The organism is Paenibacillus protaetiae (assembly GCF_004135365.1).
GTDB lineage: Bacteria > Bacillota > Bacilli > Paenibacillales > Paenibacillaceae > Paenibacillus_AP > Paenibacillus_AP protaetiae.
Genome location: NZ_CP035492.1, coordinates 1826789 through 1852467 on the forward strand (window position 1 = coordinate 1826789; position 25679 = coordinate 1852467).

A 25679-nucleotide genomic window follows, 5' to 3' on the forward strand; every position below is an offset into this window, starting at 1 on the left:
TCTGCTGCTGTGCGCTATTGCGACAGGCGAAGCGCCAGTTCATACAATTCCATATTAAACGGTTTTTTCGTATTGACGATCGTTTCGATATCCGTTGCCACGAGCTTGCTGTTAATAACGCCGCAGCCTTTGCCGGATTCGCCGGCCATCAGCTGCTGCACAGCGAAATCGCCCAAACGGCTCGCCAAAATACGGTCGATAGCGGTTGGCGTTCCGCCGCGCTGAATATGCCCAAGCACCGTTACGCGCGCATCAAGTCCGGTTTCGTTCGTAATTTCACGGGTAACGTCTTCACCTTTTGCTGCGCCTTCCGCGATGACGATAATGCTGTGGCGTTTGCCTTTTTCAAAATTTGCTTTCATCCGTTCGGAAACTTCTTTTATATCATAAGGGACTTCCGGCACAATAATCGTCTCCGCACCGCTCGCTAGTCCGGCATGCAAAGCGATATCGCCGCAATGGCGGCCCATTACTTCCACTACCGATGCACGTTCATGCGAGCTCATCGTATCGCGGATTTTGTTGATTGCATCCACAACAATGCTTACAGCCGTGTCGAACCCGATTGTAGCGTCCGTAAACGGAATATCATTATCAATCGTTCCAGGCAATCCCATCGTTTTGATGCCCAGCTTGCTCAGCTTGTTTGCCCCTTGGTAAGAACCGTCGCCGCCAATGACAACCAAACCGTCGATACCGCGCGAACGGAGCACTTCCGCACCGCGCTGCTGCCCTTCTGAGGTGAGAAATTCTTTACAGCGCGCCGTTTGCAGCACCGTACCGCCGCGTTGAAGAATATCGCCCACGCTGCGCAGATCCATTTGGCGCAAATCGTCATTCAGCAGCCCTTGATAACCGCGCTGGACGCCATAAACCTCCAGTCCGTTATACAATGCGCTTCTGACAACAGCACGAACGGCTGCGTTCATGCCTTGCGAATCCCCTCCACTGGTTAAAACGGCGATTGATTTCACTGCTGACATGTGTCATTCCCCCATAAGCATCATAATAATATGTCAAGCCTGCTGCCGGCGGATCCATACGCTGTTGACCAAAAAGAAAACCCGGGTGAGCGGACTTCTTTTCATCAATTTCCGGGTCACCATACGTACTTCCGCTTGACCACGCACCTTCGGATCTGACAAATAAAGGGCGAGCAAGCCTTCAATAATTAAGCGATGAAATTTGGAACCCGGCAGTACAACCACATCTTCGCGGGCTCTTCTGGCAATCATGGACATACGCTCTGCAAGAAGTGTGTAATTGTCATAATAATTGCAAAAATTAAGATCGCCGCCTTGGACATCCTCTTCCTGATCAATTAAATAATCAAGCAGAATATGCAGGCCGCATACATGCGGGAAATATGTATTTTTAATCGCATCAGCTTCCCGGGCAGTTAGCCCTTCGCTGCCGGCAGCGAGAAAAAGCGTAAACATGCCTAACGTTGAACCGGTAGCCGCGGCAAATTCGTTCCATTGTAATTCCGGGTAACGGCTGCGGTACGGCTCCCACCAGGCGAGCAGGCGCGGCTCGCGCAATTCGCGGCGAATGTGCTTGTACACTTGAAGGTCGCTGTATAACATCACCAGTTCCGTTACAGCGCTCTGGACGCTGGCGTAAGAAGGCAAATTTGCGGCATGGCGCTGGCAAGTCTGCACCAAATGGCGCAAATAGCCGCCATCATCCTTCTCGTTATGCAAAGCGTAATAATCTTGAAGCTCCGCGCCGGGATGAACAGCATCCAGCATAGATTGGTGCAGCTGCCGAAAATCATCCGGATCAAGCGAAGTGCTTCGGTCGCATAAATTATCCAAATAATCGCTAATCGTCTGAAGCGCGACAATAAGCGGAATGAGCGTGTTTCGCTGCTCCAAATTAGCCGCCGCATATACGGCGCCGCCTTGGCAATGAAACTTCTTGCTGGTTAGGCTGTCCAGCGCCTGCGCACGAAGCTCCGGATCGGGGATCCGTTCGGCAAAAGCGCGCAGCTGCCGTAATTCGTGCTCGACACTGGGCAGGACATATTTATACACGCGATACATAAGCTTAAATGGGCTTTGGGGGATATGCCGGCCGTCTAATTTTGCTGCTCTCATCATACCCCTCCAATCCTAGTTTAACGATGAGGCCTGCTATCAACCTCTTGATCGGCACGATACCAAATGAGTAAATCATTAATGCGGCTGGCATATTCGGCAATTTCCGTATTCAGCCTGCACGAAACCTCAAAGTTGTCTTCTTGGTTCAGCTGATCCTGCTTCCGGTTAATAACCGTTTCCAGTTGTTTGACGAGGTCCGGAATCGATCCGCGGATCCATTCCCATCTTGCCACGATAGCGGCTTGTTCGTCCGGCTCCAGCTCATGCCACAATCCATCAACGGCCGGCAGCAATAACCCAAGCCTGTCATCCCGCTTAAAATGGTCATTTATCATCCAAGAACCTCCAACACTAATGTACCATTTCAACCGTTAATAATCCAGCATCCGCGCCAGATCCAAACATTATTGCCGGAAAAATGGCTGCGTAAAGTGCATTTCATGCTATACTTGGACAGAAAAACAGGAAATTAACATAACGGAGATGCAACCACAATGGACTTATCTGCCTCAGTGCAAACCAAATCCGCCTCTGCCAAAAAAGAAACGCTGGCGCTCCGGGGGTATACGTTTGCGGTTTATACAACGCAAGCGGTTGTGACATCCTTTTTGCCGCTTTATTTTTTGGACGGCGGGTATTCGGAGCAGCAAATCGGGCTGCTTTATTCGACTGGACCCATTATTTCGATCGTCAGCAACTTAATTATGGGTCTAGCAAGCGACCGGTACCGTACGGTCAAAAAGCTGCTGATCCTGTTGCTGTTCGGCCAGCTGGCTGCGATGGCGGCTTTGTTTCCCGCACAGCATTTTGCGGTCGTGTGCCTTATTATGGCGGCCTTTTATTTTTTCCAGACGCCGATGAATCCGCTGACGGACAGCATGATTTTACTGTCCAGCCAATATACCAAAACGCCGTACGCGCTCATTCGGATTTTCGGATCGCTTGGTTTTGCGTTGGCAGCTTATTTTCTTGGACTCGTGCTGAAGGCGACTGGACCCAACTGGACGCTGCCGCTTGCGTGGATGACCATTTCGCTCACGCTCATTTTAGCGTTTTTCCTCCGGGACTATAGAGCCGGATCTTCCAAAATGGATTTTTCCGGCTTTTTTAAAGTAGTAGGAAATAAGCATGTCGTTATTTTTTTCAGTATTATATTGCTGGTTTCGATACCTCACCGGATGTATGAAGGTTTCCTTGCCGTGAGCATGCGCCAGATGGGCGCAAGCCAGTCGCTGATCGGGCTTGCTTGGCTGGCTTCGGCAGCCAGTGAAATTCCGATTTTGTTCCTGCTCGGCAAATACGGCCACCGGTTTAAGGAGCTGCCGCTCCTCGCCCTGGCCGCTCTGATGTACGGCATTCGTTTCTGGATTAACAGCCAGGTGTCCGACCCGCACTGGATCATCGTGACACAGTTCATGCACAGCGTTTCGTTCGGCATCTTTTTCTCCACGGCGCTGCGCTACATTTCGCATATGATTCCGGATGAATACCGGGCGTCCGGCCAGGCGGTATTTACCGTCATCTGGCTTGGCCTGGCCGGCGCATTAAGCGGCACATTCGGCGGCATGCTGTATGAGCAGCTCGGCAGAACAGCCTTTTTCCAAACGGCTTCTGTTCTGGGTATCGCGGCTTCGGCCGCTTTCCTGCTGAACCATATCTGGTTAAATAAGAAGCCATGACATTAACGGAAGCAGCAAAAAAAAGACGGAGCCGTCATGGCTCCGTCTTTTTTACTTGTGGCAAGGTCTGTGCGTGAAATTGTACTGTACCCGTACAGCCTTAAGGAAAAGAAGCTTCGCGAGTGGACGCGAAGCTTCTTTCATTTTACACAAGAAGATTGTCAAATTTTATAATTTAACAACGTTAGCCGCTTGCGGACCGCGGTTGCCTTCTGTGATATCAAACTCAACTTCTTGTCCTTCATCCAAAGATTTGAAACCTTCGCCTTGGATTGCAGAGAAGTGAACGAATACGTCGTCTCCGTTCTCAACTTGGATAAAGCCGTAGCCTTTCTCTGCGTTAAACCATTTAACTGTTCCTTTCAAATGAACAACCTCCTAAAAATGACCGCCGATTAAACCGGCGAATGTCTACATTATACAGTTTCAAACTGGAAAAAGCAATCAATTCGTAATTCTCAAAAAAAATGGTGATCCGGGAATAAAAGGAAGCCTCGACGGGAACAGCTCCGGTTTCCCGCCCGCCTGTATAACAGCATTCATCAGCTCATCCAGTCCCGGATACGGTTCCCATGAAAGTGAAACGAGCGGATAAATGCGGACCTCGCCGCCCGGTTTGCATACACGCATCATTTCCAGAACTGAATCAATATGGAATTTATGCCCGAACTGCTCCGCATATAGAAACAAAAAATGGCTGCACAACACAAGCGAAAATCGCCCGCTCTCAAATGGCAGCTTCGGCAGCGCTCCCTGCACATAATGCGGCCGGCCCTGCTCGCTTAAGCAGTGGGCTGCGAATGTATCCAGCGACTTCATCCGATTGGCCCGGTGCGCCTCCGGACTGCCGTAATAACTCCAATCATAAATAGGTGCGATTTGTTGAAGCTTGCCCGTAGAAATATCAATCTCTTCCGCCGCTTCCCGGATCCAGCCGCTTGTTTCGGGGCCGTACCGCGGATCAACGGCATAGGCCGTTCCTTCCTTATTCAGCTCCGCCGTAAACGACGATCCGCCTGCCGCAATGTCCAGCACTTCGCCTTCTCTCAGCCGGCTCACATCCAAATCAAACATCCGGACATACTCCGCATAAGAACGGCATGTCATCGCAACGCCAGCCTGCTCGTATTTCGCTGCCTTCTTCATCCTTCTTGCTCCTCTCATCTCTGCTCTGCTCATCGCAATTTCACTCTTCTCCGAGGAAATTAATCCACATTTTACCATGGTCACTTGTTGATTTCCATCCCCCAAATTATTATGATGGGGAGATAGCAAAGACGTTAATCCTGCGACTTTGCAGAAAGGTGGAGCTGCATATGTTCAAGAAACACGAAATATACAAAAAGGATAAATACAATATGCTGACGGTGGAGGTGCAGGGCAAAACGCTGATCGTCCGCGAAATATCGGAGGAGTGGGGCGAAGAATGCCATACGTTCGTCAGCCGCCCCCAAATGATGCATTGGGCGGAAAACCGCTTCCGCGTCTCCGATTTTGAAGGCAATGAACAGGAACGGCAGTCCATTCTGGCCGCATTACGGTCGGTATAACGGGGCAATTCCGTTCCCGCAGGCAGGATAAAGCTGCCAAGCGGCGAAATTAACCGTATGCGGACGTAAAGCCGCTCACTGCAGCAATGGAAAGGACTAACCGACAGGCATGGATTTTACGGCTACTATTATATTTATTATTGCGGCGTTTGTGCTGGGAGGCGTGGTCATTCTACAGCGCAATTCCATCCCGGAACGGATGAGACGCCCGCTTGCGCTCATTTCGATCGCACTGATTGCATTTGCTTTCTTTTTGCTTGTGTACGGTTTGGCGACAATGGGTTAGCCGGCTGACCAAGCCTTCATCTCTCGCGGCGACATACTGTAAGGCCGGTTTGGGGCATACTACCAGCAAAATGTGCCCGCGAGGTGATTGGCTTGAAATGGCTGCCCCTATTGCTAGCTATAGTGTTGATACCAGGCTCAGGCTTCGCCGCTCCGCTGGACGACGCAAAACCTGCTTCGACGCATTCAACCCCGACTATAACCGATTTAAGGAGGAATTCGACGATGAGCCAATTGAAAAAAAGATCCGAATCGGCACCGGAAACCCGCTGGAAGCTGGAAGACCTGGTGCCAAGCCAGGCTGCTTGGGATGAGGAATATAAGCAAGCCAAAGCACTGATTCAGAAAGCCTCTTCTTTTGAAGGAAAGCTTGCAGACGCTGCGCAGCTGAAAGCGGCTTTTGAGCTGGAGGATGAGCTCTCGCTGCATGTGGAACGCCTGTATGTGTACGCCAATATGAAGCATCACGAAGATACGGCTGAGCCCGAATTTCAGGCATTATCGGAGAAATCGAAAAAGCTGAGCGTTGAAACCGGGGAAGCGTTGTCGTTTATTACGCCGGAAGTGTTGTCCTTATCCGATGAGCAGCTGGATGCTTTCATTCATGACCCGGGTTTGGCCAAATACCGCCACACGCTGGAAGAGATGCGCCGCCAGAAAGCGCATATTCTTTCCAAAAACGAAGAAGCGCTGCTTGCCCAGGTCGGCAACATCAGCTCGACGCCAAGCACCGTCTTCAGCCTGCTTAACAATGCGGACCTTAAATTCCCGAAAATCAAAAACGAAAAAGGCGAACTCGTCGATTTGACGCATGGCAGCTACATACAATTTCTGGAGAGCAAAAACCGCGACGTCCGCCGCGAAGCGTTCAAAGCGGTGTACGAAACATACGGCAAGCTGAAAAACACGTTAGGCGCAACGCTTAATGCGAACATTGCCAAAAACGTATTTTATGCCAAAGCCCGCAAATATCCTTCCGTTCTGAATATGTCGCTGTACGGCGATAACATTCCGGAGTCGGTATACACGAATCTGATCGACACCATCCATAAACATCTGCCGCTCATGTACCGTTACATGGAGCTGCGCAAAAAGCTGCTTGGCGTTGACGAGCTGCATATGTACGATTTATTTGCGCCGCTGGTGGATGAATTTGATATGAACATTACGTACGAAGAGGCGAAATCGACGGTAAAAGAAAGCTTGAAGCCGCTGGGCGAAGATTATTTGAGCCATCTGCAGGAAGGCTTCGACAACGGCTGGATTGACGTCTACGAGAACGAAGGCAAGCGAAGCGGCGCCTACAGCTGGGGCGCTTACGGCACGCATCCTTACGTGCTGCTGAACCATAACGATAACTTGAACAGCATGTTTACGCTGGCGCATGAAATGGGCCACGCGCTCCATTCGTATTATTCGGACCATAACCAGAACTACCGCGACGCGCAATACACGATTTTCCTTGCGGAAGTCGCTTCGACTTTAAATGAAGCGCTGTTAATGGATTATTTGCTGAACAAATCAACGGATCCGAAGGAAAAAATGTACCTGCTGACGTATTACGCCGACCAGTTCCGCACGACGGTGTTCCGCCAAACGATGTTTGCGGAATTCGAGAAAATCATTCATGAGCGGACAGAGCAAGGCGAATCGCTGACGCCGCAGGAGCTCAGCAAAATTTATTACGACCTGAACGTGCTGTATTACGGCCCGGGCATGGTCAGCGACAAAGAAATTGAAATGGAATGGGCGCGTATTCCCCATTTCTACACGAGCTTCTATGTGTACAAATACGCAACCGGCTTCTCGGCGGCTACCAGCTTTGCGAAGCAAATTATGGATGAAGGCGCTCCGGCCGTTGACCGCTACCTCGGTTTCCTGAAGAGCGGCGGCAGCGACTTCTCGATCAATATTTTGAAAAAAGCGGGCGTCGACATGTCGAGTCCGGAGCCAATCGAACAAGCGATGAGCGTATTCGAAAGCTTGATCGAGCAAATGGAACAGCTTACGAAATAATTGGCCCTGACAGGCAAATTACAAGTAGCATCAAAGCGGCATTCTTTCGCGAATGCCGCTTTTTTTATTGCGTCTCTTGCATTCCATTAAGACGCTGGTAATGGGAGAAACCGCGTGGACCCCTCACAAAGCCAAATCAGCCCCGGCTCCGGTCCGCGCTGCTTGAGCTATAAGATAAGGCAGCAAAAGGGCTGCTGCATTATAGCAGCAGCCCTATAAGCCAGCCGAGCAAGCCGGCGAAGACGGACGACAGGAGGTTCACCCTGTCGTTGTTCAGCCAGGCGAAGCCGCGCGTGCGTTCCGCCGCCTGCCCGCAATGGGCGGCGCGTTCGGTTTCGCTGCCGCATACCCGGCAGCGGTACATCGCTTGGCCGGTCGCGCCGAGCAGCGAATCGGCGAAGCAGCCGGCGAGGCCGGCCGCGGCTGCGGCGGCCAGCGCCGCCAAAGGGCTTGCTCCCGCAGGGGCAAGCAGCGCGGCAACCGCGCCAATGGCGGCGGCGCCGCATAGCGCCGCCAGGCTGCCAAGCGGCGTAACGCCGCCGCTTGTGCCGGACGGAACGCGCCGGCCGGTCGTCACCGACCGCGGCGCGGAGCGGCTGAGGGCGCCGATTTCCGTCGCCCATGTATCCGCATTGACAGAAGCCATTACGCCTATAAAAGCGTACAGCCAGCCGATATGCGGATGGATGGCATGTGCCGCGCAAAGCAGCAGCCCGGCACCGCCGTTTGCCCAAACTTGTCCCGCATCGCGGCGGCCGGTTTTTTCGTAGTTAGTTTCTGCTGCCGCCTTGGCGCGATGCCGTTTTTTCCATTTGGACCACAACGATGAGGTCACAAAAAAAGTAAGGAGCAGTGCAAACCATACCGGCTCGCCCAGCGTTACAAATCCCGTTCCCATCAGAACGGCCGACCACGCTCCGGACGCGGATAAAGAACGGAGCTTATACGCAGCCGCCGCAATAAGGCCGCTGCCGGCCATACCGGCCAGCAGCCGAAGCCACCAATCCTCCATGATGCCCACCATCACCTGCTGCTCCTTTGCATTTAACCGTACATCGCTTCACGCCATTTATCCGGATAATTGGTGCATATTAACAAGTCCGGATCAAGTGAAGCCGCATTGCGGATTGATTTCACATCGTTAGGCGTCCATGCCATCGTTTCAATGTTTCCCTGCTTCAGCCAATCCACTCTTGCTTTATTCAGCTTGGAATGGCTGATCGACAAAAAATCCGCTCCCAAATCTTGCAGCTCCTGAAGCAGGCTGGAGCGCCAAGAATCCACGATAAGCCCTGTCCGGATGGTGCTGGTCAGCTGGCGGAACGTATGCAAGGCCCCTGCATGAAACGATGTCACTACAACCTCTTTTTCCATGCTGTGCGTCTTAATTAAATCCAGCACTTCATTTTCAATTTGCGGATACTTGACGCCTTCGGTTTTCAGCTCGATATTTAAACGGCATTTGCCTTTGACGGCATGGAGCACCTCATCCAGCGTCGGAATCGCCTCGCCCCGGTAAACGGGGGAAAACCAGCTGCCCGCATCAAGTGAAGCAAGCTCTGCGGCCGTCCAGTTTTTAACTTCCCCTTTGCCATTTGTGGTGCGTCTAAGCGAATAATCGTGAATAACGACCGGTACCTGGTCCTTCGATAACTGAACGTCGATTTCAATCCAGCTTACATCCCGATTGCCAAGCGCAAGCCTTATGGCGGCCATCGTATTTTCCGGAGCTCTGCCGGACCATCCCCGATGCGCCACACATGGGTTGCTCATGAAATAGTTCCTCCTTATTTAACCGCAATAACCCCGTCTTTATTGACATGTACGCCATATGAGATCGATTCGATACGCGCCAGCAGCGCTTCAGCCGCCGGCTGCTCCATCGGGGCTGGCTGCGCTTTATTGCCCGACATCGGGTAAAATTGCAGCTGGCAGTCTCCGCCTTTGGTGCATTCCGCCCCCAGCACGCCTGTCTCGCCTGCAGCTCCTTTTGGATACGCGCTAAAAATAAAGTTCCCTAAACTGTATGCGATCCATTTGCCTTTATACATTTCAAACCCTTGCAGCACATGCGGGTGGCTGCCGATAATCAAATCTGCACCTGCATCTATATACTGTTTCGCAAAATCACGCTGATAGGCTTCGGGTTTATCCGACCTTTCGACGCCCCAGTGAACCATAACGACCACCAGATCGGCTTGTTCCTTGGCACTTTTAATCGCAGCGACAGCGCGGGTCGTATCGTACGTTTCCGCTACGCCCGGCTTGTTTTTATCCGCTTTCCACGATACATCGGGAACGACTTTGCTAAGGCCGATATAAGCGATTTTAATGCCGTTTTTTTCAATGATAACCGGCTGGAACGCTTCCATATCATCATGCCCGGCGCCCACATGCTGAATGCCGGCTTCGTCCAGATGCTTCATCGTATCCAGCAAGCCTTCGACGCCTTGATCCAGCGTATGGTTGTTTGCCAGCGTCACGAGATCAAGACCGGAATCTTTTAAGGCCGGCAAGGCGTCAGGCGAGCCTTTAAACACGTACGTTTTATTTTCCGCCGGCGTCCCGTTTTCCGTAACCGGATACTCCAAATTGCCCGCTGTAATATCGGGATCGCTTAAATACAGCTTGGCTTGTTTGTACGGATAATCGTAACCGTTGCTTGCAATCATGTCCGCTACGGAGGCGCCTAGCAAAATATCGCCAACAAAAGCAAGATTCACGCTGCTCCCATCCTGCGGAATCCCCGTATGGTCCGGCGTTCCTTCCGCTTGAGAGCCACCCTGCTGATCTTGGCCTGCCGGCACGCCATCCGGCTCTTCCGCCGCTTGTCCGGGCTGTCCGGCTGCTCCGTCGCCGCCCGTTTCTCCACCCGCCGTTTCCGCAGGAACAGTGTCGGCCGGCGCGCTTGGCGAAGGCTGGCCGGCAGCCGCCTGCCGGCTGTTCTCCGCAAACGGGTTGTCTATGGAGAACCATACGGCCACTAATACAATCAGCGCGCCAAGCATTGTCACATTGACAGCCAGCAGCCGGCGCGTTTTTTTCTTTCTATTTTCTTTATTTCTTCGATGCAGTTCGCTTCGGGACATATTCATTCAGCCAGGCTCCCCTTTTCAATAAAATATCAGATGTACAAAAAAAGCAGAGTCTGATTTATTATAGCAATCTTCCAACCCGAAACGAAAGTTTTATAGAATCATTCCGCCGGAAATACAAACGGCCGCGCAGGCTGAAAACCTGCACGGCCGTTATACATGTTCACTTTCCTTGCAACCTGTTTAAACCGTAAAAGCGGAAGCTGCTTCCTGAATCGACTCCGCCAGCGTCTCCATATAAAGCGGATCGCGATTCAGCATTTGAATGCGTTCCAGCGTCATGCCCAAGCCGGCTGCAACTTGTTTCGCTTCAATATCCAAATCATACAATACTTCCAGGTGGTCGGAGACAAACCCGACCGGCGCTACCAAGACGCCTTTAACCCCTTCTTCGCTCAATGTTTGGAGCGTATCCAAAATATCCGGCCCAAGCCAAGGTTCTTTGGTCCGGCCTGCGCTTTGCCAAGTAAACTGCCAATGTTCCACATTTGCCTGCTCCGCTACCGCCTTTGAAGTTTCAAGCAGCTGCTGTTCGTACGGATCGCCGATTTCGCGGATTTTGGCCGGCAGGCTGTGAGCGCTGAACAATACTTTCACCGGCTCGGCGCCGCCGGAAGCCAAGTCAAGGCGCCGCAGCCCGTCCTGTACCCGCTCTGTGAGCGCCTGCAACAGCTTCGGATGAAGATGGTAAGACTCCACCTCCGCCAAACGGATGCCAAGCTCATCCGCTTTTTCTTTAGCCCGCTTCATATAGCCGCCAATGCTCATCGTCGAGTAATGGGGAGCGAGCACGATAGCAACCGCCTGCTTGATGCCGTCCTTTGCCATTGCTTCGACACCGTCTTCGATGAACGGGCTTGCGTGCCTCAGCCCCTGGTAGCATACATACCGGCCGGGCGCAAGCTGCTCCAGCTTATCCTGCAAGCCGGCTACTTGCCCGTTCGTATTCTCGCGAAGCGGAAAAACGCCGCCAACAATCGCTTCATAACGGCCTTTCAAGTCAGCCAGCAGCTCCGGAGTTGGCGGATGTCCTCTGCGGATATGCGTATAGTACGCTTCCACGTCATCCATGCTTTGCGGCGTCCCGTATGACATAACCAGTACGCCTGTTTTATCGGTTGATTGTGACATGATCGCTGCTCCCCTTCCGGTCTTGTGCGGCAATTGCCTCCGCGGAGTATGAATGGATATATTCCGTCAAATGCTTCAGCTTGTCCAGCGATGCTTCCGGAAACAGGCCATGGCCTAAATTAAACACAAATCCGGGCTGCTGAATACCCTCGTCTATAATTTGCTTGGCGTACTGCTCGATGACCGATTCCGGCGCCGTAAGCACAACCGGGTCCAAATTGCCTTGCACAGCAAATGTACCGCCAAGGCGCCTTCTGCCTTCCGGTATCGAAATCCGCCAGTCGAGGCCGATCATATCGGCTTGCAGCTTGGTCAGCTCCGGCAGCAGTTCACCCGAGCTTACGCCCGGAAAATAAATTTTAGGCTGCGGCAGGTCAGACAGCTCGGCAAAAATCCGTTCAACCGTCGGCAGGACAAATTGGCGGAAATCGCCAGGCGTCAGCGCGCCCACCCAGCTGTCGAACAGCTGGAATGCCTTGCCGCCGGCTGCCATATGGGCACGCAAATAAGCGATAACCATATCGCCCAGCTTGCCCATCAGCTTATGCCATACTTCCGGCTCGCTGTACATAAGAGCTTTCGTCCGCAAATAGTTTTTGGATGGTTTTCCCTCTATTAAATAGCTTGCGATTGTAAACGGAGCGCCGGCGAATGTAATAAGCGGCACATCCAGCTCCCGGTCCAGAATGCGGATGGTCTCGAGTATATGGCCAAGATCGCCTTCTACATCAATAGGCTTCAGCCTTTCAACATCCGCTGCAGAACGCACTGGATTATGTATAACAGGACCGATATTTTGAACAATATCAAAATCTACGCCGATAGAAGCTACCGGATTCATAATATCCGAATATAAAATAGCTGCATCCACGCCAAGCTTGCGCACCGGCATCATTGTAACTTCCGCTGCCAGCTCCGGCTGCCTGCAAATTTCCAGCAAAGAATACTTTTCTTTTATTTTGCGATATTCCGGATCGTATCTTCCCGCCTGACGCATGTACCATACTGGTACACGATCGACGTGTTCCTTCCGGCTTGCCCGGATGAAACGGTCATTGTAGCTCATTGCCGTTCCCCCATTTCTATAATGTGGTCTATACCCCATTATGCCCTTTTTCATTTTTCCTAACAACTGTTGGCCCTTTGCTTCCTATGACAATAGTATGACAATCATTATCTTCAGTACGAGAATAAAAGAAGACGGCCGGAGTTTACCGGGCCGCCGTCTCATGGTCTGGCATCGCGTATGCCGTGACCGTTATGCGAAGGGAATATACTTGCCGGTTCGACAGAAGGTAGCCGGGAAGCTGAAGCTCCGGGTAACCGCTATAGCCCGAAGGCTCCAATCGATCCAATACGATGGAGGTTACGGCAAACAGCCGCTGCTGCTGCTGCAAAGCATCCATAAAGGCGATCAGGCGGTCAAGATGCCCGGCACTGTGAATATCGAAGACAGCCGCTTGGACACCGTCAGGCGCCTTCTGCCCGCCATCGCCTTCCGCGGGCTGCTGCTCGATGCCCCCTATGCTGACTTTCATCTCTCCGGCCAAGCGGCGCATAATGAGCACGATTGAAGAATCGGCGCTTGAGGAAGGCAGCACGCGGGCAAGGCGACTGGCTTCATCCTCTGCAATAACCGGCTTCATATAATGGGCTTCAACGCTGCGAAGATGGTCCGTGCTGGACTGCATTTGCATTTGCGCATTCTGTTTGCCGTCCCGCGCCGGAAGAAACACGAACGCAAATACAATCGCATTCATCAGCAGGCCGCAAATGATAATAACAAGCCATTCGGCAGAAAAAATGTTTTTGTTCAGCTTTGGCGGCCATTGAAGGCGAAGCTCCGTCATCAGCGCTTCTCTCCTTTCATATCAGCCGGCGTAAATTCCGCTGTCAGTATTTTTGCCCCGGAAGCGGAGGAAGAGCCTGCCTCCGCAACTAACGAGTCGAGGCGAACGCGGGCAAATTGCAAATCCGATTCCCATCTTTGCATCGCGGCCAGCGCTTCTTCCTCTGAAGCAAAATAGATTTCCGCCTTAATATCCGAACCTGTCCATTCCATATAACGCAAATAATCAGACGAAGCTAACCGGTCGGTTATCGCTTCCGCATAAGGCAGGATATCCGGCCGCTGTGCTAGCAGCAGCGCTGCCGCGCGGCTCCGCTGCTGCAAGTTTTCCTGCTGCTGGCGGGGCACTCCGCCGGCTTGCAGCCGGTCTGCGTCAGCCTGCTGCCGGTCTGCTGCGGCGAGCAGCTGATCCCGTTTCGATTCATCGCTGATCGCCGCGCCAAGCTGCGCTATAAGCAGCAGCGCAAATAAAAAGGCGGCAATAATGGGCGTACGGAACGCCCTTGCACCGGCAGCCGCTTTGGCGGGGGAAGCAAATTAATGGATTTCATCTATCGCCACCTCTTAACGCCAAACCTAAAGCTGCCGCGTAAGCCGGGACATGAAGCGCTTCGGCCCCTTCCGGCTGAAGCTGCTTCCAGTCGATCAAATGGACCTGCTGGGAGAACCGCTCGGCCATATCATTTACAATTGCCGGAAGCAGCGGGACGCCGCCTGATACATAAATGCGCAAAAAAGGGTCCGTTTCCTTATTAAACGTATAGTAATAAAAATTCATCAGCCGCTCCACCTCCGAAAGCAAATCCCGAATCGCCGCAAACGAAGGAGGGAACGCCGTCTCTCTATCGGTCCAATGGCCCGCGTGCACTGCGCTGCCCGACAAGGGAACATCAATATTGCGGGTCAGCTTCAAAATGCCGTTGTCGATTACGGTAATCTCACTGCTGCTCTCATTGACATGGGCAATCAGATTAACACCGCTTGTGTCAAACGGTCCCCGCTTCAGCAATCGAAGCAGCGAGAAAGCGGCAATCTCGAAGCTTTGCGGAGCAAGCTTCAGTTCCCTCAACAGCGTGGCAAAGGCTTGCAGCACCTGCAGAGGAGCCGCGATGACCAGCACCTCGCACAGCCGGGCATCCGGCTGCTCTTCCGAAGCCGCCCCCGTCCGCGCAGGCAGTTTGACGAAGTCAAAATACGGCTCATCCATGGCGGCCTGCAAATTATCCTTCATCTCAAAATCGATCAGCTTCCGCATTTCCTTCCGCGGCACATCCGGCAGCTGGAGCGTACGGATGACAACCGACTGGCTTGGCACAGCCAGGTGCACCCGGCGCGTGCGAATACGCCTCTCTTCAAGCAGGCTCCGGATCGCGGCCTGAAGCCGAACGCTGTCGATAAGCTTTCCGTCCGCAATTACGCCCGGCGGCAGTCCGGCTTGCGCATAGGCCGTTACTTGGATACGCCCTTTGCGAACCATCTGAACTTCCGACAGCCTGACAGCTTCGTCGGTAATTTCTACCCCAAGCGACCTTGTATTGCTGCTGAACAATTGCAGCTTCGGCTTGTCCATCCGCCGTCCTCCTACTCCGTTATACAAATGATGTTCGGATAATAAATCAGATAACTCTCAAAGGTTGTAAGCCCGCCCACCATAAAACGCTTCATCTGGTTATAGACGGCCTTATCAGCTTGACTGGAAGGATCGTAGGGCACCGCTTTAAAGGCGGCATCTCCATATATCATCCATATGCCGTTCAGCTTCAATTCTTTATTAATGTTATTGTTCATTGTAAAATTGCCATTCACAACCAGATCATGGCCGATTTTGATAGCGTCTATGCCGGAGTCGTTCGTCAGACTGCCGCCGCTTACAAGCGAACCTCCGATATTAATCGCCGTCACCCGGTTGCCGAATGTTAAATCGCCGCCTGTAATTACGTTGTTGGCGACAGACAGCTCCGACACGGTAATTGCAGAGGTTAAGGAGCCATTGACAAGCAGCGACCCTTGCACAACCAGATGGTTAATCGTATTGCTGATCGTTAACTTCCCGCCGACGGTCAAATCGCCGGATTGAACATATATGCCATCATTAATGGAATTGCGGAATAACAGGTTCCCGCCCACAGTCAATGACCGGCCGGTTTTTATAAATTTTGGCGTGCTTTGCACATCCATATTTCCTTTTACGTTCAAACTGCCGCCAACGCCGATCCCGTTGGTTACCGTATTTTTCAGGATAATGTCATGCATCGCATCGAGATCCCCGCCGACCGCAACCCCTTTTACCGTATTTTCAAAAATAATATTCCCGTCCACAATCATATTCCCGTCTACCGTTAAGGTGCCAAATGAATTTTTGATGAGAAGATCCCCGCCCACAAGCATATCGCCATGAACGGTTATATCTCCCTCAGAGCCGCCAGTCCCTAACGTTACATTGCCCTGCACCTTCAGATCGCCGCTTATATTCAGCGTAGTTCCTGCGGCGGAGGTCAAGTTCCCTCCGGCTTCCAGGCTGCCCGGCGTCTGCACCGCCTTCGTTCCATTGCCCAAGCTGACGTTTCCGTCAGCTGAAATCGTCGTGCCGGCTGGCCAAATGCCCGCTGCCGGATTCACTTCCTTGGCAAGGCGGAGCCCCGTTCCCGGCAAGCCGGCCAGTTCGCCCAGCTTTTGGCTTGTTTGGGCTTCCAGCACATCGTTCAAGTAGTAATCAACGTAGCTGCCGAACGCTTGGCGGAACGAATCCTTGTTGTAACTGTGATCAACCGTTATTTTCCCGCTGCCGCAGGCGCAAAACAGGCTGTCGAATTTCATCTTCGACTCCGGATAATAGCTTTGGATGACCGTGGCGTTTGTTGCAATCTCCGGCGGCCCTTGCGGACTTTCCGTCGGCTCCGGCGTCGGGTCCGGGCCGGGGCTTGGCTCCGGCGTCGGGTCCGGGCCGGGGCTTGGCTCCGGCGTCGGCAGATCCGGCTTGACGGCGGCCTTTAAAGGGAAGACAAGCGTGCTTTCCCGCTCCTGATTGGCAGCGCCGGCTTTGGCCCGGAACATGACCGCTTCAGGGTCCGCCTCGGAAGGCATCAGCCAGACGCGTTCAATATGCAGTTCTTCATGCATACGTTCGATTTCCGCCGTAAGCAGCGCAATATTTTCCGCCGTGTTCAGCTGGTTTGCTTTCAAATCGTCATAGACTTGTTCAAAAATTTGCATTGCCGACCGCGCGTTCGTAAAGGCAATTTCCGCATTTCCGTTCGTCTTGGCCTGCAGCAGCCCTATATTCGAATTAGCCAGCAGAGGAACAGCCAGCAAAGACAAAACGACAATAAAACCTAAAACCATGAGCAGCGTACTGCCGTTTTCCGAACGGATCGAATTCCTCATTGCCTTTACTCCTTCGCTGGATTATTCTTTAGTAAAACGATGCGAAAACTTTTATTTATGGAGGCCGCCTGCTATGAACGAAAAAGGGCTGACACTGGTCGAAGTACTGGGATCCGTTGTACTGCTGGGCATCGCCGTACTGGGCATCACCTTATTGCTGCAGCAAGGCGTTTCATCATCCCAAAGCAATGTACAGTCGGAGCAATCCGTTCAAATGGCAAGGACCGTTATGGAAAATGTGCGGTCCAAGCTCGCTTCGCCGGACCGTGAAATCGAACTGTACGGACAGTCCCTTAGCCTGGACAGCCTCCGGAAGCCGTCATCCACGGCCCAAACGCTCTATTACCCCGATGCGGATGACCAGCAATACGAAATTTCGATACGCAGCCTTGCAAGCAGCGAGCTGCAGCACGAAAATATCGTTGTCGGCGACCGGATCTATCCGCTCCAATCGCATTTCCGTTTTATCCAAGTTTCAGCCGCCCGTCTAACCGGCACGAATCCGCCATTTACGCTGGAGGCATCCATCCCTTACACCCTTACCGATACGGAGTGACCGATATGGATAACATGCTGCGCAACAACAAAGGTTTAACGCTTGCTGAAGTAACCGGCACACTTGTCCTTACGGTCATGCTGCTCGGATTTATGCTGTTTTTGGTAATGCAGGCGCATAACGGCGTCCGGGATGTGTCCGGCAGCGAAGCAGCCGTGCAGCAATCCCAGACAATCGTGAACGCCATTGTCGCTTCAGCGCGCCAATACGGATTTAAGCCTTCGGCCGCCCCAAACAGCTTGCAATTTACCGGCAGCGGAGGCGAGTCCGTTACGTACACCTATAATCCCGCAAACCGCAGCGTCACAGCGGATTCCAGACGGCTGGACGGGCAAGGCGTTTTGCAGCAGTCAAGCATTGTTTTTCCCGGGCAGGTCGCCTCGTTCGACTGTAACGTAACCGGCAGCAAAATCGAAATTTCATTGACGATGCTGCGCCCGAACAAGCAAATCTACCAAACTTCCACAACCGTTTATTCGCTGTCCTAATCTTATAGCCCCGCTAAAACGAGATAACCGCTGATCCACGAATCTCCCCACCAATAAGCAAGCAGCGCCCCTAAAGCGATATAAGGGCCAAAAGGAATCGCTCGCCCCGCCTCCTGCCGGCCGAGCATCCGTGCTGTTAGCCCTGCAGCCAGGCCGGATAATGCGGCCAGAAACAAACTGAGCAGCGTCAGCTTGATGCCAAGCACCAGCCCCAGAAACAGGTACAGCTTGATATCTCCTCCGCCCACGGTTTCTTTCCCCGTAATAAGGCCGCCGATCCAGCCGATTCCGAGCAAAAAGCCGCTGCCGGCCAGCGCAGCCATTCCATAGTTGGCAAGCGGCAGCGGATGGGCAAACAACCGCAGCAGCGCTGCTGCTATTATCCCGGCCGCCACAACCCGGTTCGGGATGGTCATGGCGCTTAGATCCGTCTGCACAATGATCAGCAGCACGGATATAAGCAGCAGCGCCGCAAACAGCTCTGCATGGCTGCCGTTTATCGCAGCCGCGAGAGCGTACAGCAGCGCGCAGCCCGCTTCGGCCAGCGGGTAGCGCCAAGGGAGCCGCCGGCCGCATGTCCGGCAGCGGCAGCCGTTTGCCGCAGCCGGCAGCAGCGGCAGCCAGCGGAGCGTTCCGCCCCCGCTGCGATGCCCGTCCGGGCAGTAGACCGGCGGGTAAGCGGCTGTGAGGCGCGGGTCCCAGCGCAGCGCGACCGCGTTTAAAGCGCCGCCTGCAAGCAAGCCGGCGGCTGCAAACAGCGTGATGGCTGCAGCAGGCATGGGCGTTCACGTCCTTTAAGGAATGTAGGCAAGGCAACCTTGCGGTTGCCTTGATGGATGGTTATGGGCGTGCTTTATTATTCTGGGGGGTTGCTGGCTGAATCGGAATTTTCAGTAATTTTCCAGTTCACGCCGTCTTTTGCTGCTGTAACCGATTTGATCGTTTTCGTTTTTAAAACCGGTGTGCTATTCAAATATCCCTGTTTCACCAATGTATCAATATCAACGGTTGTAGTTGTGCTCGCATCAGTATCAATCACATACCTCAAAGCCGCTTCCTCGATCATACTAATACTCGCCGCGTCCGCTTTCTCTTTGGACTTGCTGATCGTTCCTGAAATAGCCGGCACGGCAATGGCCGCAATAATACCGACAATAACAAGCACGCCCAGCAGCTCGATCAGCGTTAAGCCTTTTTCATTTTTTTGGAATGATTTCCATATCCGCATCTTCATACGCCTCCCATGAAATAGTTGATCCCATCTATGTAACTTCCTTTGAAACCTATAATTACAACATGTTTTGCATCATTTTAAACGACGGCATCATAACCGCCAGCACGATGATGCCTACAACCGCCGTCAGGATGACGATCATCAGCGGCTCCAGCAGCGATTTCATCCGTTCAGCCATTTGATCGACGTCCGCTTCGTAAAAATCAGCCACCTTGTCCAGCATCTCATCTACAGAGCCGGAACGTTCACCTACGGCAAGCATTTGCGTCACCATCGGCGGGAACAGCTTGGACCGCTTCAGCGATTCCGACATCGCCCCCCGCTCAGCACGCTTTCGCGCATGTCGGCAATGACGTTCCCGATGGCGGCATTGCCAACCACATTGGATACAATCGCGACCGCCTGCATAAGCGGTACGGCTGCTGCCGTAAGAGAACTGAATGTCCGCGTAAAACGCGCCAGCGCTTGCTTGTGCCACAGCTTGCCGAATACCGGAACAGAAAGCTTCAGCCGATCGACACGGAGCCGTCCCGCTTCATGGCGGATCACCATTTTCAAGCCCAGCCACGGCGCGGCCAGAAGCAAAATAACGGTATACCAATACTGCTGCATGAAATCGCTGGCCGCCATAACGATCCGGGTCGGAAGCGGCAGTTCGATGCCCATCCCGGCAAAACTTGCCGCATATTGCGGAATGACAAACAGCATCAGAAAAATGACCACGATTACCATAAGCACAAGCATAATAACCGGATAAACCATCGCAGATTTCACTTTCTCAACCGTATTCCGTTCCTTCTCGTAAAAAACAGCCAGCCGGTTCAGCATCGTATCCAGATTGCCCGCAGCTTCTCCGGCATGAACCATATGGACAAACACCGTTGAAAAAATGGCGGGATGTTTCGCCGCCGCTTCCGACAGCTGCGAGCCGCTGCGCAGCTCTTCGGCAACTTCCAGAAGCACCTTTTTAAACGCTTTGCTTGACGTCTGCTCGCTTAAAATAACAATCGCTTCAAGCAGGCTGACGCCCGCCCGGTACATTGTTGCCAGCTGCCGGCAAAACACGGCAAACGTCTCTGTCTTGACGCGTTTCCCGCCAAACGTCAATTCCCTGTACAGCAGACTTTCATTCGTATCGGTTATGGCGGTAATCCATAATCCTTCGCCCTGCAGCATTTCTTTGGCCCTTTGCAAAGAGGTCGCTTCCAGCGTCCCGCTTGCGCGGCGGCCGGCTGCTGTGACAGCTTTATAACGAAACTTGGGCATCGTTGCCCTTCCCCCTTACAGCTGCTGCAGATCGGGGAAACCAAACATCGCTTCCTTAGCCGCCTGTTTGGATATGCGCCCTTCGCGCACAAGCTCGTTCAAATGATAGCTCATCGTCTGCATCCCTTGCGCCCGGCTCGTCTGCATGACCGATCGCAGCTGATAAATTTTTTCACTGCGGATCAAATTGGCTACTGCCGGCGTATTCACCAGCACCTCGAAGGCAGCGGTGCGGCCATTGCCATCCAGGCAAGGAATAAGCCGCTGCGAAATGACGCCCAAGAGCACGGCCGAAAGCTGCACACGAATTTGCGCCTGCATGCCCGGCGGAAATACGTCTACGATCCGGTCAATCGTCTGCGGCGCATCGGCGGTATGCAGCGTAGCCAGCACCAGATGCCCGGTCTCGGCGGCGCTTATCGCCGTACCGATCGTTTCCAGATCGCGCATCTCGCCGAGCAGCACCACATCCGGGTCTTGCCGGAGCGCTGAACGCAAACCGCTGGCAAACGACATCGTATCCAGCCCGATTTCCCGCTGATTCACCATCGAAAGGCGATGATCGTAAATAAATTCGATTGGATCTTCCAGCGTAATAATGTGCGCGCTCCTTGTATCGTTCATATGATTGATCATTGAAGCGAGCGTTGTCGATTTCCCGCTGCCTGTCGGCCCCGTCACCAGCACAAGCCCTTGCGGCTTGCCGGTAAAATCATAGGCGATTCCCGGCAGCATCAGTTCCTGCATCGTCGGGATGCGGCTCGGCACAATCCGTATCGCCAGTCCTACGCTTCCCCTTTGCTTGTACGCGTTCACGCGAAACCGGGCTACTCCTGCAATGCCGTAGGAGAAATCAATATCGCCTTCGGATATAAAACGCTCATGCTGCACGTCCGTCATCAGCTGCCGCGCAAGCCCGCTTGTATCAGCCGGCTTCAGCACTTCGCCGCCATATGGCCTCAGCTCTCCGTTCCAGCGAAACACAACAGGCGAATTGACCGTCAAATGCACGTCGGAGGCTCCTGCTTCGTAAGCCGCCCGCATCAGCTCCTCTGCAACAAGCATGATCCTTGCCTCCTTCCTATTCCTTGCCAAGGACGCGGTATACTTCCGCCAGCGTCGTCTGGCCTTCAGCCGCTTTGCGCAGCCCGTCCGCCATAAGCGGAATCATGCCCTGCTTAAGCGCATGGGCGAAATAATCATGGTCCGAACGTTTCGCCAACACCATTGCGCGCATCGCATCATCTACCTCCAGCACCTCATGGATAGCGATTCGCCCTTTATAGCCTGTCCGCCCGCAATCTCCGCAGCCCGCGCCATGAAACAGGCGGTTTGTATAGAGACCGTGGTCCGATAACCGCTTTATTTCTGCCGGCAAAGGCTCGTACTCCGTTTTGCAGTGCGGGCATATTTTCCGAACCAGCCGCTGCGCCACTACACACCGGACCGACGAGGAAATAAGGAACGGTTCCACCCCCATATCCGCCAGCCGCGTAACCGCTCCCGCCGCGCTATTGGTGTGCAGCGTACTGAGCACAAGATGGCCGGTTATAGCCGCCCGCACCGCAATCTCCGCCGTTTCCGCATCGCGGATTTCTCCGATCATAATAACATTTGGATCCTGCCGCAAAATGGCGCGCAGCCCGCGGGAAAAGGTCATGCCCGCCGCATGGTGAACCTGCACCTGGTTAACGCCGTCCAGCTGGTATTCGACCGGATCTTCGACTGTAATAATGTTGACATCGTCCCGGTTCAAATGCGACAGCGCCGAATACAGCGTCGTTGACTTGCCGCTTCCGGTTGGCCCGGTAATGAGCACTACACCGCTCGAAGCTTCAATCTGCTGCAGAAACCGGCGCTCATTGGGTTCGGAGAAACCTAGCGATGACACGCTGGACAAGCCGTGCCCGAGATCCAGGATGCGGATCACGATTTTTTCGCCGTGAAGGGTAGGAAGCGTAGCAATGCGGACGTCGATTTTGCGAAAGTCCACTTCGAGTTCGACGCGCCCGTCTTGGGGCACCCGGCGTTCGGCAACGTTCAAATTAGCCATAATTTTAATGCGGGCAGTAATGACATTATGCATGTTGGGGGAAGAAGCCGTTCCGTCCGCATGACGCCGTCAACACGGTAGCGGACACGGTAGCTGCCCTCCTGCGGGTCAAGATGAATGTCGCTGGCCCCAAGCAGGACGGCTTGTTCAATAATTTGATTGACGCTTTTGACAACTGGGGAATGTTCGTCATGAACGGACGGATCGTCGTTCATATCGTTAAGCTGCAAATGCTGGCTGATCTGATCAATGGTTTCCTGCATGCCGTAATACCGGTTGATCGACCGGTTCAGCTCGTCTCTTGAAGCGATAACCGGTTCAACCCGAAAGCCGGTGGCGAGACGAATCTCATCAATGGCGAAGTAATCGAGCGGATCGGCCATCGCCAGCACCAGCTTGCCGTTTTCGACCCGCAAAGGCATAACGCAATGCTGCTCGGCCAGCCGCTGCGGCAATAGCGAGGTCATTTTGGAGTCGATTTTTTGCCTGTGAAGCTGAACATGAGGGATGCCAAGCTGAAATTCCAGCGCTTCGATAAACTGCTGCTGCGTAATGTAGCCGTTGCTGACAAGCACGTCGCCCAGCCTGGATTTCGACTCCCGCTGCTGCATTAAAGCAAGTTCCAGCTGCCCCGCTGTAATTAAACCGGAGTCCACAAGCAAGTCGCCGATCCGTTTGCGCGATACCGTCATCTCATCACCTTTGCCAATTCATTATGAAAACCGACAAATTACCGCAAATTCCTTCCAATATGTACTAATTTATAACAGTTAACCGGCTTGTTCGTCAATGACTTTTTTCCTAATTTAATATTAAATTTTAGTTCCATAGCCCTATAATTGTGCTATACAACCAAATGAGCCGTTTACAAAGCTAATAGAAGAAAATGGAGCGTCTGGCGGTTGCCATGCTTAACCGTGCTCCAAATCACTGGCCCATCCGCCGGTGCATGGGCATAAATAGCCTATGGTATACTAGTTTCTATGGAACAGTGGAAAAAAAATCTGATTGTATTATGGTTCGGACAGTTTCTTATTAACGCAGGGATGACGATGATTATCCCGTTTATGTCGCTTTACTTGCAGTTTGATTTGGGTCTTAGCGACAAACACGAAATCGGCGTGTGGGCAGGCATTATTTTCGCCGGCAACTTTGTGACTTCATTTATTTTCCAGCCGATATGGGGCAAATACGCCGATAAGTACGGCCGCAAGGTGATGCTGCTGCGCTCCGGCTTTGGCATGGCCATCGTCATGACCTTGATGGGCTTCGCTACGACGCCATGGCATCTGCTGCTGCTCCGTTTGCTGAACGGCACCATCTCCGGCTTTAATCCCGGAGCCGTATCGCTGATGTCTGCGACAACGCCCAAAAGCAAAGTTGGCTTTGCGATGGGCACGCTGCAGTCCGGTGGGATTGCCGGCACAATACTCGGGCCGCTCATCGGCGGCTTGCTTGCGGACTCCATCGGCTACCGCCCGATTTTTTATTTGACCGGCGCGTTAATGTTCGCCGCCTCCATGCTTGCTTTTTTTGTCGTGAAAGACCCGTTCGACCGGTCCAAAGCTGCGTCGAAGCACACGATTTCCGTCAGGGAGGGATTAAAAAAACTGATCAAGGTGCCCGGTATATCTTCGCTGTACACGGTTACCTTCCTTATTCAATTCGCCATGATGAGCCCGATGACGCTGATCCCGCTTTTTGTGCAGGAGCTGCACGGCAACGGTCCCAATCTGGCGTTCTGGGCCGGCCTCGTCAGTTCGGTTACCGGCTTATCCAACATGATTGCTTCACCGCTGCTCGGGAAAATAAGCGATAAAATAGGCTCCGTAAAAGTGCTCAGCGTATCGCTGATCGGTGCAGCGCTCTGTTTTATTCCGCAGGCGTTGTCCCACCATGTGTGGTCGCTGCTTGCCTCCCGTTTCGCACTCGGCATCTTTCTTGGCGGGCTGAACCCTTCCGTTAACTCGCTTATCCGCAAATATACGCCGGACGGGATGGAAAGCCGCTCGTACGGCTTTAACAGCAGCATGCTTGCGCTTGGCAATATGGCCGGGCCGATTGTCGGCGGCGCATTATCGGGAAGCATCGGCATTCAAGGGCTGTTTGTGCTTTCATCCGTCTTATTGTTCGCGAACATGTTCTGGGTTTGGCAGAAGCTGATCCGCAACGTGCCGGTGCAGCAAAAAAATGTATGATTCCGCACGCACAAAAAAACGTGATTCCATCCGTTACGGGGAATCACGTTTTTTTGTAAATCGGACTGCATCATGCAGCCGACTTTATTTTACAATTGCAACGGCCAGGCCGTCATAACCCGGCAGAACGGTGCTTAAGAGACGCTCGTCCGCTGCAATCCGCTCGTTGAACAGGCGGACGGCTTGCACCGCCGGGCCTTGCTTCGCTTCGTTCGTAGTTCTTCCCCGCAGCAAGATATTATCCGCAACAATAACCGCCCCCGGATTCGCCAGCTCCAGCGCGTAATCCAAATAAACCGGATACCCTTCTTTGTCCGCATCAATAAAAAAGAAATCAAACCGTCTGCCTTCGGCCTTAAGCTGCTGCAAGCTTTCCTTGGCATCTCCCACCATGTAGGCAACTTGTCCGCCGTATCCCGCCTCCGCCATATGCTTGCCGGCAATTTCTGCATTGCGCTCCAGCAGCTCAAGCGACGTAATATGGCCGTCTTCGCCAATGCCGCGCGCCAGGCAAATGCCGCTATAGCCGCCCAGCGCCCCAATCTCCAGCGCCGCCTTGGCGCCTGACATCTTCGCCAGCATCGTAAGCAGCCTGCCGTACCCTGCCGCAACGGATACATCCTGCATGCCGGCTTCCTGGATTCCTAGATGGACCGCTTCCAGCGAAGCGTCTTCCTTATATAACGATTCTACATATTGTTCGTCAGTCATCATCATCAATCTCTCCAAATTTACAATTTGTAAATACTTGTTGCTTTGTCCTATACTTGATTGTATGATTTTGTCCGACACG

The 25679-nt window shown here is 53.0% G+C and carries 29 protein-coding genes; 7 read left to right on the top strand and 22 right to left on the bottom strand.

Going from position 1 to position 25679, the window contains the following annotated elements:
* Positions 1-14: 14 nt before the first annotated feature.
* The 3 genes from pfkA to ET464_RS08330 are packed head-to-tail and all read right to left on the bottom strand — an operon-like array spanning position 15 to position 2437.
* Entirely contained in the window at positions 15-983 is a 969-nt protein-coding gene (gene pfkA, locus ET464_RS08320; protein WP_129439973.1) for a 6-phosphofructokinase, read from the bottom strand.
* 33 nt (positions 984-1016) lie between these two features.
* On the bottom strand, positions 1017-2099 hold the full coding sequence (locus ET464_RS08325) for a tetraprenyl-beta-curcumene synthase family protein (RefSeq protein ID WP_129444212.1): 1083 nt from the start codon (positions 2097-2099) through the stop codon (positions 1017-1019).
* Between the two features lie 20 nt (positions 2100-2119).
* Positions 2120-2437, bottom strand: coding sequence for a hypothetical protein (locus ET464_RS08330; RefSeq protein WP_341869765.1), 318 nt, complete (start codon positions 2435-2437; stop codon positions 2120-2122).
* A gap of 159 nt (positions 2438-2596) precedes the next feature.
* Between ET464_RS08330 and ET464_RS08335 the strand changes: the two genes are divergently transcribed.
* On the top strand, positions 2597-3781 hold the full coding sequence (locus tag ET464_RS08335) for an MFS transporter (protein ID WP_129439975.1): 1185 nt from the start codon (positions 2597-2599) through the stop codon (positions 3779-3781).
* 168 nt (positions 3782-3949) lie between these two features.
* On the opposite strand, the gene ET464_RS08340 is transcribed toward ET464_RS08335, so the two are convergent.
* Together ET464_RS08340 and ET464_RS08345 are read right to left on the bottom strand one after the other, a co-directional pair.
* Complete coding sequence (locus ET464_RS08340; protein WP_129439977.1) at positions 3950-4147, bottom strand: cold shock domain-containing protein; 198 nt, start codon at positions 4145-4147, stop codon at positions 3950-3952.
* Between the two features lie 78 nt (positions 4148-4225).
* Positions 4226-4927: a class I SAM-dependent methyltransferase gene (locus ET464_RS08345; protein WP_244226716.1), complete on the bottom strand. Its 702-nt coding sequence runs from the start codon at positions 4925-4927 to the stop codon at positions 4226-4228.
* 170 nt (positions 4928-5097) lie between these two features.
* Between ET464_RS08345 and ET464_RS08350 the strand changes: the two genes are divergently transcribed.
* The 3 genes from ET464_RS08350 (at position 5098) to pepF (ending at position 7632) form a co-directional block, all read left to right on the top strand.
* Positions 5098-5331 (top strand): hypothetical protein, encoded by a 234-nt coding sequence (locus ET464_RS08350; protein WP_129439982.1) that lies wholly within the window; start codon positions 5098-5100, stop codon positions 5329-5331.
* A 109-nt stretch (positions 5332-5440) separates the two neighbouring features.
* Positions 5441-5617, top strand: coding sequence for a hypothetical protein (locus ET464_RS19795; RefSeq protein WP_165279950.1), 177 nt, complete (start codon positions 5441-5443; stop codon positions 5615-5617).
* A gap of 224 nt (positions 5618-5841) precedes the next feature.
* Complete coding sequence (gene pepF / locus ET464_RS08355) at positions 5842-7632, top strand: oligoendopeptidase F (RefSeq protein WP_129439984.1); 1791 nt, start codon at positions 5842-5844, stop codon at positions 7630-7632.
* 199 nt (positions 7633-7831) lie between these two features.
* Here pepF and ET464_RS08360 read toward each other — a convergent pair whose 3' ends face one another.
* The 9 genes from ET464_RS08360 to ET464_RS08400 form a co-directional block, all read right to left on the bottom strand.
* Positions 7832-8656 (bottom strand): DUF92 domain-containing protein, encoded by an 825-nt coding sequence (locus ET464_RS08360; protein WP_129439986.1) that lies wholly within the window; start codon positions 8654-8656, stop codon positions 7832-7834.
* A gap of 20 nt (positions 8657-8676) precedes the next feature.
* Positions 8677-9405: a glycerophosphodiester phosphodiesterase gene (locus tag ET464_RS08365; RefSeq protein WP_129439988.1), complete on the bottom strand. Its 729-nt coding sequence runs from the start codon at positions 9403-9405 to the stop codon at positions 8677-8679.
* A 14-nt stretch (positions 9406-9419) separates the two neighbouring features.
* On the bottom strand, positions 9420-10727 hold the full coding sequence (locus ET464_RS08370) for a CapA family protein (RefSeq protein ID WP_129439990.1): 1308 nt from the start codon (positions 10725-10727) through the stop codon (positions 9420-9422).
* 183 nt (positions 10728-10910) lie between these two features.
* On the bottom strand, positions 10911-11858 hold the full coding sequence (gene hemH / locus ET464_RS08375) for a ferrochelatase (protein ID WP_129439992.1): 948 nt from the start codon (positions 11856-11858) through the stop codon (positions 10911-10913).
* Positions 11839-12924 (bottom strand): uroporphyrinogen decarboxylase, encoded by a 1086-nt coding sequence (hemE, locus tag ET464_RS08380; RefSeq protein ID WP_129439994.1) that lies wholly within the window; start codon positions 12922-12924, stop codon positions 11839-11841. The genes hemH and hemE overlap by 20 nt, the downstream gene beginning before the upstream one ends.
* A gap of 145 nt (positions 12925-13069) precedes the next feature.
* Entirely contained in the window at positions 13070-13708 is a 639-nt protein-coding gene (locus ET464_RS08385) for a type II secretion system protein M (protein ID WP_129439996.1), read from the bottom strand.
* Positions 13708-14031, bottom strand: coding sequence for a hypothetical protein (locus ET464_RS08390; protein ID WP_165279951.1), 324 nt, complete (start codon positions 14029-14031; stop codon positions 13708-13710). Before ET464_RS08390 ends, ET464_RS08385 begins: the two co-directional genes overlap by 1 nt.
* A 223-nt stretch (positions 14032-14254) precedes the next feature.
* Positions 14255-15277: a type IV pilus biogenesis protein PilM gene (pilM, locus tag ET464_RS08395; RefSeq protein ID WP_129440000.1), complete on the bottom strand. Its 1023-nt coding sequence runs from the start codon at positions 15275-15277 to the stop codon at positions 14255-14257.
* Positions 15278-15288: 11 nt separating this feature from the next.
* Positions 15289-17091, bottom strand: a complete 1803-nt coding sequence (locus tag ET464_RS08400; RefSeq protein ID WP_165279952.1) for a hypothetical protein — start codon at positions 17089-17091, stop codon at positions 15289-15291.
* Between the two features lie 73 nt (positions 17092-17164).
* Here ET464_RS08400 and ET464_RS08410 point away from each other — a divergent pair, with 73 nt between their 5' ends.
* On the top strand, positions 17165-17647 hold the full coding sequence (locus ET464_RS08410; protein ID WP_129440006.1) for a type IV pilus modification PilV family protein: 483 nt from the start codon (positions 17165-17167) through the stop codon (positions 17645-17647).
* Between the two features lie 5 nt (positions 17648-17652).
* A complete protein-coding gene (locus ET464_RS08415) occupies positions 17653-18135 on the top strand; it encodes a hypothetical protein (protein WP_165279953.1) in 483 nt (160 codons plus the stop codon).
* A gap of 2 nt (positions 18136-18137) precedes the next feature.
* On the opposite strand, the gene ET464_RS08420 is transcribed toward ET464_RS08415, so the two are convergent.
* The 7 genes from ET464_RS08420 to ET464_RS20720 all read right to left on the bottom strand — a co-directional run bounded on the left by ET464_RS08420 (position 18138) and on the right by ET464_RS20720 (position 23380).
* A complete protein-coding gene (locus ET464_RS08420) occupies positions 18138-18914 on the bottom strand; it encodes a prepilin peptidase (protein WP_129440010.1) in 777 nt (258 codons plus the stop codon).
* A gap of 77 nt (positions 18915-18991) precedes the next feature.
* Entirely contained in the window at positions 18992-19363 is a 372-nt protein-coding gene (locus ET464_RS20570; protein ID WP_425271752.1) for a prepilin-type N-terminal cleavage/methylation domain-containing protein, read from the bottom strand.
* Between the two features lie 61 nt (positions 19364-19424).
* Positions 19425-19682 carry a type II secretion system F family protein gene (locus ET464_RS20290; RefSeq protein ID WP_244226717.1) on the bottom strand — a complete coding sequence of 86 codons (258 nt, stop codon included), beginning with the start codon at positions 19680-19682 and terminating at the stop codon, positions 19425-19427.
* Positions 19667-20635, bottom strand: a complete 969-nt coding sequence (locus ET464_RS08430; RefSeq protein WP_244226718.1) for a type II secretion system F family protein — start codon at positions 20633-20635, stop codon at positions 19667-19669. The genes ET464_RS20290 and ET464_RS08430 overlap by 16 nt, the downstream gene beginning before the upstream one ends.
* 15 nt (positions 20636-20650) lie before the next feature.
* The gene (locus ET464_RS08435) at positions 20651-21700 is read right to left on the bottom strand and encodes a type IV pilus twitching motility protein PilT (protein ID WP_129440012.1); all 1050 of its coding nucleotides are present in this window, start codon (positions 21698-21700) and stop codon (positions 20651-20653) included.
* Between the two features lie 16 nt (positions 21701-21716).
* Positions 21717-22721, bottom strand: a complete 1005-nt coding sequence (locus ET464_RS20715; protein ID WP_341869766.1) for a GspE/PulE family protein — start codon at positions 22719-22721, stop codon at positions 21717-21719.
* Positions 22676-23380, bottom strand: coding sequence for a GspE/PulE family protein (locus ET464_RS20720; protein ID WP_341869767.1), 705 nt, complete (start codon positions 23378-23380; stop codon positions 22676-22678). The genes ET464_RS20715 and ET464_RS20720 overlap by 46 nt, the downstream gene beginning before the upstream one ends.
* 291 nt (positions 23381-23671) lie before the next feature.
* On the opposite strand from ET464_RS20720, the gene ET464_RS08445 reads away from it, so the two are divergent.
* Positions 23672-24886: an MFS transporter gene (locus ET464_RS08445; RefSeq protein ID WP_129440014.1), complete on the top strand. Its 1215-nt coding sequence runs from the start codon at positions 23672-23674 to the stop codon at positions 24884-24886.
* An 84-nt stretch (positions 24887-24970) separates the two neighbouring features.
* Here ET464_RS08445 and ET464_RS08450 read toward each other — a convergent pair whose 3' ends face one another.
* The gene (locus ET464_RS08450; protein ID WP_129440016.1) at positions 24971-25603 is read right to left on the bottom strand and encodes an O-methyltransferase; all 633 of its coding nucleotides are present in this window, start codon (positions 25601-25603) and stop codon (positions 24971-24973) included.
* Between the last annotated feature and the right edge of the window lie 76 nt (positions 25604-25679).